The 306-nt window shown below is 32.4% G+C and carries 1 protein-coding gene; it reads right to left on the bottom strand.

What is annotated here, in order from left to right:
- A partial coding sequence (locus LG649_RS16025) for an NAD-dependent epimerase/dehydratase family protein (protein WP_226544821.1) occupies positions 1-306 on the bottom strand: 306 nt, incomplete at both ends.

Here is a 306-nt window from a genome sequence, read left to right on the forward strand (position 1 = left end):
CTAAATTAAGCACATGAAATAAAGAATTCATATTTAAATTCCATGCTTTTTCTGGGTGCTTCTCGCCTGTTGCACTTAACATGGCTGCCATTAAATACACCGTATCTATTTGGTGCTTTTCTATACAGTTTTTTACACTTGTATAGTTTTGAGCATCGACAATTTCAAAAATACCTGTTTTAGATATTTCTACGTTACCTGCATTAATATCGGAAGCAATAACATTTTCGTTACCAAATAAGTGCCGTAGTTTAAATGTTAATTCTGAACCAATTTGCCCGCAAGCACCTATAATTAATATTTTTG

This window comes from Neotamlana laminarinivorans (assembly GCF_020523925.1).
Taxonomy (GTDB): Bacteria; Bacteroidota; Bacteroidia; order Flavobacteriales; family Flavobacteriaceae; genus Neotamlana; species Neotamlana laminarinivorans.